7 protein-coding genes are annotated in these 8,148 nt (G+C 68.8%); 5 read left to right on the forward strand and 2 right to left on the reverse strand.

The window, feature by feature from the left end; genetic code table 11:
* Both arc and aat read right to left on the reverse strand, forming a co-directional pair.
* The coding region (arc, locus tag VNE62_09920) for a proteasome ATPase (GenBank protein ID HVE92595.1) at window positions 1–1,520 on the reverse strand (1,520 nt) is incomplete at its 3' end.
* A 188-nt stretch (window positions 1,521–1,708) separates the two neighbouring features.
* A complete protein-coding gene (gene aat, locus VNE62_09925; protein HVE92596.1) occupies window positions 1,709–2,470 on the reverse strand; it encodes a leucyl/phenylalanyl-tRNA--protein transferase in 762 nt (253 codons plus the stop codon).
* 15 nt (window positions 2,471–2,485) lie between these two features.
* Between aat and VNE62_09930 the strand changes: the two genes are divergently transcribed.
* From VNE62_09930 to VNE62_09950, 5 genes are all read left to right on the forward strand, one after another.
* Window positions 2,486–3,745 (forward strand): MFS transporter, encoded by a 1,260-nt coding sequence (locus VNE62_09930; GenBank protein HVE92597.1) that lies wholly within the window; start codon window positions 2,486–2,488, stop codon window positions 3,743–3,745.
* A 48-nt stretch (window positions 3,746–3,793) separates the two neighbouring features.
* Window positions 3,794–5,185, forward strand: a complete 1,392-nt coding sequence (locus VNE62_09935) for a cation diffusion facilitator family transporter (GenBank protein HVE92598.1) — start codon at window positions 3,794–3,796, stop codon at window positions 5,183–5,185.
* Window positions 5,186–5,221: 36 nt separating this feature from the next.
* The gene (locus VNE62_09940) at window positions 5,222–5,893 is read left to right on the forward strand and encodes a metal-dependent transcriptional regulator (GenBank protein HVE92599.1); all 672 of its coding nucleotides are present in this window, start codon (window positions 5,222–5,224) and stop codon (window positions 5,891–5,893) included.
* On the forward strand, window positions 5,890–7,077 hold the full coding sequence (locus VNE62_09945; protein ID HVE92600.1) for a multicopper oxidase domain-containing protein: 1,188 nt from the start codon (window positions 5,890–5,892) through the stop codon (window positions 7,075–7,077). The genes VNE62_09940 and VNE62_09945 overlap by 4 nt, the downstream gene beginning before the upstream one ends.
* A partial coding sequence (locus tag VNE62_09950; GenBank protein HVE92601.1) for a ZIP family metal transporter occupies window positions 7,074–8,148 on the forward strand: 1,075 nt, incomplete at its 3' end. The genes VNE62_09945 and VNE62_09950, both read left to right, overlap by 4 nt.

Genomic DNA, 8,148 nt, shown 5'->3' on the forward strand with positions numbered 1-8,148 from the left:
AGAAGCCGCTTGATCGCCATCTTCTTCGCGCGCTGCACGATCGACTCGATCATCGCGCCCGACGAGAAGTCCTTGAAGTACAGGACCTCCTTGTCCCCGGAGGCGTAGGTGACCTCGAGAAACCGGTTGTCCTCCGACGACTCGTACATCGCCTGCACCACGCGGTCGATCATCCAGCGGCAAGTGGCCTCGGCGTCGCCGCCGGTTCTCGCCAGGCCCTCCGGGTGAAGCGGCAGGTCGGGGGTCAGGTAGATCCCGAAGATCGCGGACGCCCCCTCAGAGTCGGGACGCTCGATCTTGATCTTCACGTCCAGGCGCCCCGGTCGAAGGATCGCCGGGTCGATCAGGTCCTCGCGGTTGGACGCTCCGATGACGATTACGTTGCGCAGCGACTCCACGCCGTCGATCTCGGCGAGCAACTGCGGGACGATCGTCGTCTCCATGTCGCTTGAGATGCCGGTGCCTCGGGTGCGGAAAAGCGAGTCCATCTCGTCGAAGAACACGATCACCGGCACGCCTTCGCTGGACTTCTCCTTGGCGCGCGCGAAGATCAGCCGGATCTGGCGCTCGGTCTCACCGACGTATTTGTTGAGCAGCTCGGGGCCCTTGACGTTGAGGAAGTAGCTGCGAGCGTCCGGACGCCCCGTCTTCTCGGCCACGCGCTTGGCCAATGAGTTTGCAACGGCCTTCGCGATCAAGGTCTTGCCGCAGCCCGGGGGCCCGTACAGGAGTACGCCCTTTGGGGGCCGCAGCTTGTGCTCGGCGAACAGGTCCCCGTGCAGGTACGGCAGCTCCACGGCGTCGTGGATCGCCTCGATCTGCGCGCGCAGTCCCCCGACGTCGTGGTACTCAACTTCCGGGACCTCCTCCAGGATCAGCTCGTCCACCTCGGGCTTTGGCAGCTTCTCCAGCACGTAGCCGGACCTGGTGTCGTACAGAAGGTGGTCGCCGGCACGAAGGTGGACGTCGCGCAGCGGCTCGGCCAGCAGCGCCACGCGCTCCTCGTCGGCCCGAGAGATGACCAAGGCGCGGTCGGCGTCCTCCATGACCTCCTTGAGGGTGACGACCTCTCCCGCCGGCTCGAACCCGCTGGTCTCGACGACGTTGAGGGCCTCGTTGAGGACGAGCTCCTGTCCGAGGCCGAGCAGCTTTGCGTCGATGGACGGGTGGACGTTCACGCGCAGCTTGCGGCCGCCGGTGAACACGTTGATCGTCCCGTCGCCGTTGAGGCCGAGGAACACGCCGAATCCGGACGGCGGAGCCGTCAGCTTCTCGACCTCCTCGCGCAGAAGCGCCACTTGTTGACGCGCCTCCTGAAGCATCGCCACGAGGCGCTCGTTCTGCTGGAGCGACTGCACGAAACGCGATTGCAGGTCGCCGAGCTGCTCCTCGATATGCCGGACGCTGCGCGCGTCCCCCCGGCGCCGGGCGGAGGAGTTCAGTTCCGACAGCTGCGCGCGAAGCTCTTCGAGCTCCCGCTCGACGTCGGCGAAATGGCCCTCTTCGGATCCTCGGCTCACGGCACCTCGCTCACCCATTGGCGGCCGCGCAAAGCCGCTGGTCGCGGCACGTCTGCAGTATAGGAACGGATATCGACATCGTCGCGACACTTGCCCACATCGCAAACGGTCTAACGCTGTTGTCGGCGTGTAGGGTCCAGCGTCACTTTCGGAAAACGGGCATAGCGACCACAGAGGGGCCGCCGGGGTTAACCCGGCTCGCCGCTCCCATGCGACGGCTCGGGCCAAGCCGGATGCGGCTGCTCGAGGGCACGGCCGAGTCGGCGAAGATACTCCTGGCGCGGCAGCTCCACCGCCCCCAGCGACGCCAGGTGTGGCGTCTCCCACTGGACGTCGATCATGCGGGCGGCCGTGTCACCCCCGGCCGCGTTCAGCAGCTCGACGAGCGCGACGAGTGCGACCTTGGAGGCATCGGCCCGGCGGCTGAACATCGACTCGCCGCTGAACAGTCCGCCGATGGCGACGCCGTAGAGTCCGCCCGCCAGCTCCGGCTCCTCTCCCTCGCCGATAGTCCAGGCCTCGACGCTGTGAGCCCAGCCCAGCTCGTGTAGTTGCGTGTACGCCGCGCGGACCTCGTCGGTCACCCACACATACTCACCGGAGGCACGGTCCGAGCAGCCCTGCAGCACCTGCTCGAAGGCGGCGTCGACGGTCGTCCGGAACTTCTTGCGCGCCCGGTTCAGCGAGCGGCTGACACGAAGGCCGTCCAGGGGGAGGATCGCGCGCGGGTCTGGAGACCACCACGTCAGCTGCCCCTGTGGCGAGCGCATCGGGAACAGCCCCGACCGGTATGCCAACAGGAGCGTTCCCGGCTCCAGATCGGCCCCCTCCGAAACCCAGCCCCGCTCATCGCCGGATGTCGCGGGGGGAAATCTGTGCTTGGAAGGCTGAGGCTCGACGGCCATCACACCCGCGGCGCCGGGTGGGTCCGCGCGGCACGGAGCAAACACGTCAGCATCGTGTCCATGCGGCCTTCCGGAGAAGGACCTGCGATCGGTGCGGACGCACGGACCACACTGCGCGCCAATCGCGACTTCAAGGTCGTGGTTGCCGGACAGGCTCTGTCCGCCCTCGGCGACGCTATCTCCATCACCGCGATGCCCCTGCTCATCCTGTCGCTGACGGGCTCCGGTGCGCTTATGGGACTGGTAGGTGCGCTCCAGGTCGCGCCCGACCTGATCGTGGGAGTAGCCGCCGGGGCCCTTGCGGATCGCTGGGACCGGCGCCGAATGATGTTCCTGGCCGACCTGGGCCGGGCGGTGCTGACGTTTCTGATCCCACTTTCGTTCTGGCTCGGGCTGCCGGTCATCTCGGTGATCATCATCGTCGCGGTCCCAGCCAACCTGCTCCGCGTCGTGTCCGACGCGGCCTACACCAGTTCCATCCCGAAGCTCGTGGGCCGGGACAACCTAGCCCGCGCCAACAGCTACATGGAGGCCACACTCAGCATCCCATTCATCGTGAGCCCCGCCCTGGCCGGGATTCTCGTCTCCAGGATCGGCGGCGCCGCCACCATCGCCATAGACGCCGTGTCGTTCGGCCTGTCCGCCGCGTCGCTCCTGATGGTCCGCCGGTCGTTGAGGGCCGACCGTACCGGCCCGACCCCCCGGCTCCTCGTGGACATCCGCGAGGGGATCACCTTCGTCTGGCGGACGATGGTCCTGCGCCTGACGATCGCGTACTGGAGCGTGATGACGATCGCCTCGGCTGCGCTCCTGCCTGCCCTCGCCTTCTACCTGACGGTGGACCGCGGCCTCGGTCCGCAGGTGTTCGGCCTGCTGGGCAGCGCCTGGTCGGTCGGCTACCTCTGTGGGTCGCTGCTGGCGGGCCGGCTCGGCGGCACGCGACTGGGCCTGCGCATGGCGGCCTGTGGTGTGGTGACGGGAGCAGCGCTGTTGGTGGTCACGCGGACGCGGCTCCCGAGGACGTACCTGAGCGCTGCCTTCGTTCTGGGCGGGGCATTGGCGATCCAGCTCGTTGCGTACATGACGCTAAGGGCCTCGGCCACTCCGGACGAGTTGCTGGGGCGCGTCGGCAGCACCTCACGGACGATCTCCGTGGGGCTCCGCCCGCTGGGACTGCTGGCAGGCGGCGCACTCATGGACGCCACCACCGGTGGGACTGCTCTAATGGGCATGGCGGCCGTATCCGTCGGAGCAAGCACTCTCTTTGCGCTCATACCGAAGTTTCGCGACGCGGGAGCAGCGGACACACCGGCGGCTTGAGTGAACGATCGTCCTCGCAACGAGCGGACCGGGACGCGGAGGTCAGGCTTGGTTCAGCCCGGGGGGTCGTACAAAAGGTCCGGGGCCAGGCGCGCAGCGGCCGTGTCGCTGGCGGTGTCGTTGGTGATGGCGGCGGCGAAGGCCGCCGTCGGCATCGCGTCCGGGTCGATCGCCGTCATCTCCGACGCTCTTCACTCGGCCCTGGACGCCGGAGCGACGGTCCTCACGCTGGCCGCGGTCCGGCTCGCCGACCGGCCCCCCGACCGCCGGCACCCGTACGGACACGGACGCGCGGAGAACCTGGCCGCGCTGGCCGAGTCCGCTCTTCTGATCCTGGCCGGGGGCTTTATCGCCAGGGAAGCCGTCCAGAGGCTGATGGAGGGCTCCTCCGCCAAGCCTCCGTGGTACGCGGTGGGGCTGGTGGCCGCGTCGCTCGTGGTCGACGCCAGCCGGGCGCGCTCACTTCGCAAGGCCGCCGATCTTCACGACAGCCCTGCGCTGGCCGGCAACGCCGCCAACTTCGCCGCCGACGCCCTGTCGTCCATAGCCGTGCTGGCGGGCCTGGCGCTGGCCAGGCTCGGGGTCCCGGGAGCCGACCCGGTAGCTGCGCTGGCGGTGGTCGCCCTGGTGTGGGCGATGGGGGTCAAGCTCGGGCTCTCGGCGGTCCACACACTCATGGACGAAAGCCCCGAGGGGCTGGACGACCGCCTGCGCGAGGCGGCGTCCCATGTGGAAGGGGTGCTGGACGTCTCGGACATCCGGGTCAGGCGGTCCGGACCGCAGACGCTGGCCGACATCACGATCGAAGTCGGACGCACCGCCTCCGTGGAGCGGTCCCACGAAATCGCGCGGGCGGTGGAGGGGACTCTCGCCGGCCAGATGCCGGGGGTGTCCGCCACTGCGCGAGTGGCCCCCTCCCGGGCCGGCGAAGACGTCACGGAAGCAGTTTTGGCCGCGGCGGCGCGGGTAGGCCTTGCCGACCAGGTCCACAACGTCCTGACGATCCGCCACCCGGAAGGGCTGTGGCTGCTGCTTCACGCCAAGGTCGATCCGGCCATGCCTCTTTCGCAGGCGCACGGCGTCGCGGACGAGCTGGAGGCCGAGCTGCGCCGGGAGATCGCGGACGTGGCTCGCGTGGAAGTCCACCTCGAGCCGAGGGAAGCCCAGGACGTCCCGGGAACGGTGGTCAGCGACGAGCGTGACGACCTCGTCGGCGCGCTCAGGAGAATCGCGGAGTCCCACTCCCCCATCGTCCGGTGCCACGAGGTTGCGGTTAGCTCCGTGGACGGTGGAGTCCACGTCGTCCTGCACTGCGACGCTCCGCCCGAGACGCCGATCGAGCACATGCACGCGGCCTCCCTGAGGGTGGAGGCCGAGGCGCACCGACGTTTTCCCGGCGTCATCACGCTCACGATCCACTTCGAGCCGCTGGAGCAATGATTTAGCCGAACCTAACTTTTATGTTAGGTTGCATCGATGTCTTCGTCCTCCGCGGTGCAGGACTACCTGAAGGCCATCTACCAGCTGGGTGGCGACGGCTCCCACGTGTCCACGTCGGACCTCGCCGACCGCCTCGACGTCCGGGCTCCCTCCGTGTCGTCGATGGTGCGGCGGCTGCACGACCAGGGCCTGGCCCGGCACTCGCGCTACCAGGGGGTCAAGCTGACGCGGGCGGGAGTCCGCCAGGCCCTGGAGGTCATCCGGCACCATCGCCTGCTGGAGCTGTACCTCGTAAAGGAACTCGGGATGGACTGGGACCAGGTCCACGAGGAGGCCGAGGTCCTGGAACACGTGCTGTCGGAGCACCTGGAGTCGAGGCTGGACGCGCTGCTCGGTCACCCCACGGAGGACCCGCACGGCGACCCGATCCCCACGGCCGACCTGACCGTGGACAGCAGTCGTTACCCTCCGCTCGTGGAGCTCCATGACGGGGCACGGTGCGTGGTCCGCCGCGTGAGCGACCGCGACCCCGAGATGCTGCGCCACCTCGGGGCCCTGGGGATCCGTCCGGGGGCCGAGGTGACCGTGCTGTCGTCCACTCCGTTCGGGGGCGACGTCCGCATCCGCGTGGGCAGGCGCGTCCGGCAGCTGGGCGCGCGCGCCGCGGAGTGCGTGTTCGTGGACGGCCTGGACGAGGAGGCCTCATGAGGCTGAGGTGGTGGAGGGCAGACGACCCGGCTCCCGTCCGAGACACGACGATGTCGCGCCGGGACTTGCTCCGCGCGGGATCCGCGGCGGCCGGCGGTGTCGTGGCGGCCGGGGCGCTGGGCAGGTTCGCGTCCGCCGCCCCCTCCCCCACACCGGTCACGCACGACCCTGCCCGGCACGGGACCGGCGGCCGGGCGAGCCAGCAGGACCCCGCCGGCCACCACGGCCACAGCGGTGGGACCGCGGGAAGGCGCGTGGACCACGCGCGCAACGGCTTCGACCCAACCAAGATCCTCTACGACTGGGACCTGGGCACCACCAGCACCATGCCCGACGGCCGCACCCTGCGCGAGTACCGCGTGATAGCCGTGGACAAGGAGATAGAAATCGCGCCGGGTCTGTTCTTCCCGGCGTGGACCTTCGCCGGACGCGTACCCGGCCCGACGCTGCGGTGCACGGAAGGCGACCGCATCCGCATCGAGTTCATCAACGGCGGCACCCACCCACACACGATGCACTTTCACGGCATCCACTCCGCACGAATGGACGGCGTCCCAGGGGTGGGGGCGGGCATGATCGAGCCCGGGGGCCGGACGATCTACGAGTTCGACGCGTTCCCATTCGGCTGTCACCTGTACCACTGCCACGCGGTCCCGCTGAAGCGCCACATCCACAAGGGCCTGTATGGCGCGTTCATCATCGACCCCGACCCGGCCCGCCACGCGGACAAGTCCGACGCCGCTCGCCGACGCACCCTCGAGGGGGCCAGAGAGGCGGGGGTGCGCGAGATGGTGATGGTCATGAACGCCTTTGACACCAACTTCGACGACGAGAACGAGGTCTACGCCGTCAACACCGTCGCTTTCGCGTACGCGGAGGCCCCCATAGTCGTGGGGACCGAGGAGGACGTCCGGATCTACCTCGTCAACATCACCGAGTTCGACCCAATCAACTCGATTCACCTCCACGCGAACTTCTTTGACTACTACGACCACGGCACCACGCTCGAGCCGACGCTGAAGACCGTCGACACGATCATGCAGTGCCAGGCGCAGCGCGGGATCCTGGAGTTCAACTTCCGGGGCTTTGAGCCGGGCCTGTACATGTTCCACGCCCACCAGAGCGAGTTCGCCGAGCTGGGCTGGATGGGCAGCTTCGACGTGGTGGAGGGCCGGCCGGCGTGATCCCGAGGCCGCCGGCGTCCAACCCGCCCGCGCCCCGAGCGCGCTGGGTGGCGGGGCTCGTCCCTCTGGTCCTTCTCGCCGGACTGGTCGCTCTGTTCCTGGTTGCCGACCCGCTGCGCAACCTTCGTGGCGACGCCCCTCCCGTCGAGGAGCTGACGATCACCCGTGCGGTCCTGGACGAACGGCCGCGCCGCATCGACCTGCACGTCACCAACGGGGGCCCGGAGCCGGTGACGGTGGCTCAGATCCAGGTGGACGGCGCCTTCTGGCCGTACAAGCTGGACGGCAGCAGACAGATCGACCGGCTGGGCTCGCGCCGCGTCCGCATCGACTATCCATGGGTGGACGGCGAGACGCACCAGGTGGTCCTGCTTTCGTCCACGGGAGTGGCGTTCGCGCACGAGATACCGGTCGCGGTCCGGACGCCGGACGTCACGCGCTCCACGCTGCTCACCTTCACGCTGCTAGGAGCGCTGGTCGGCGTAGTGCCGGTCCTGCTCGGACTGCTGTGGCTTCCGTTCCTCAGCTCCCTGCGTCCGCGCTGGGTGAACTTCTTCCTGGCGCTCACAGCCGGACTGCTGGTCTTCCTGGGGGCCGAGGCCGTGCACGAGGCGCTGGAGGTGTCGGCATTGGTGCCCGGCGCGCTCCAGGGGTTCGGACTGGTGGTCCTGGGCGTGCTGCTGTCCATCGCGCTGCTCTACGGCATCGGGGGATGGATGCGAAGCCGGCGCGGATCGGCGTCGCCGTTCTACGTGGCTCTGCTGGTGGCATTGGGAATCGGACTCCACAACCTCGGCGAAGGTCTGGCCATCGGCGCCGCGTACTCGCTCGGCGAGGTCGGGCTCACGTCGTTTCTCGTGCTGGGGTTCATCCTGCACAACACGACCGAGGGGCTTGGGATCGTGGCTCCCCTGGCGCGGGAGCGTCCGTCGATCGGGTCGCTTCTGTTGCTGGGCGCGATCGCGGGAATTCCAACGATCGCCGGCACCTGGATCGGGGGCCTGAGCTACAACCCGGCCGCCGCCGTGCTGTTCCTGTCGCTGGGGGCGGGCGCCATCTTCCAGGTGGTGG

The organism is Actinomycetota bacterium, assembly GCA_035536535.1.
Taxonomy (GTDB): domain Bacteria; phylum Actinomycetota; class JAICYB01; order JAICYB01; family JAICYB01; genus DATLNZ01.

Coding starts and splice junctions, on each gene's coding strand:
- VNE62_09930 (HVE92597.1), top strand. CDS start 2,486: ATGCGGCCTTCCGGAGAAGGACCTGCGATCGGTGCGGACGCACGGACC.
- VNE62_09940 (HVE92599.1), top strand. CDS start 5,222: ATGTCTTCGTCCTCCGCGGTGCAGGACTACCTGAAGGCCATCTACCAG.
- VNE62_09945 (HVE92600.1), top strand. CDS start 5,890: ATGAGGCTGAGGTGGTGGAGGGCAGACGACCCGGCTCCCGTCCGAGAC.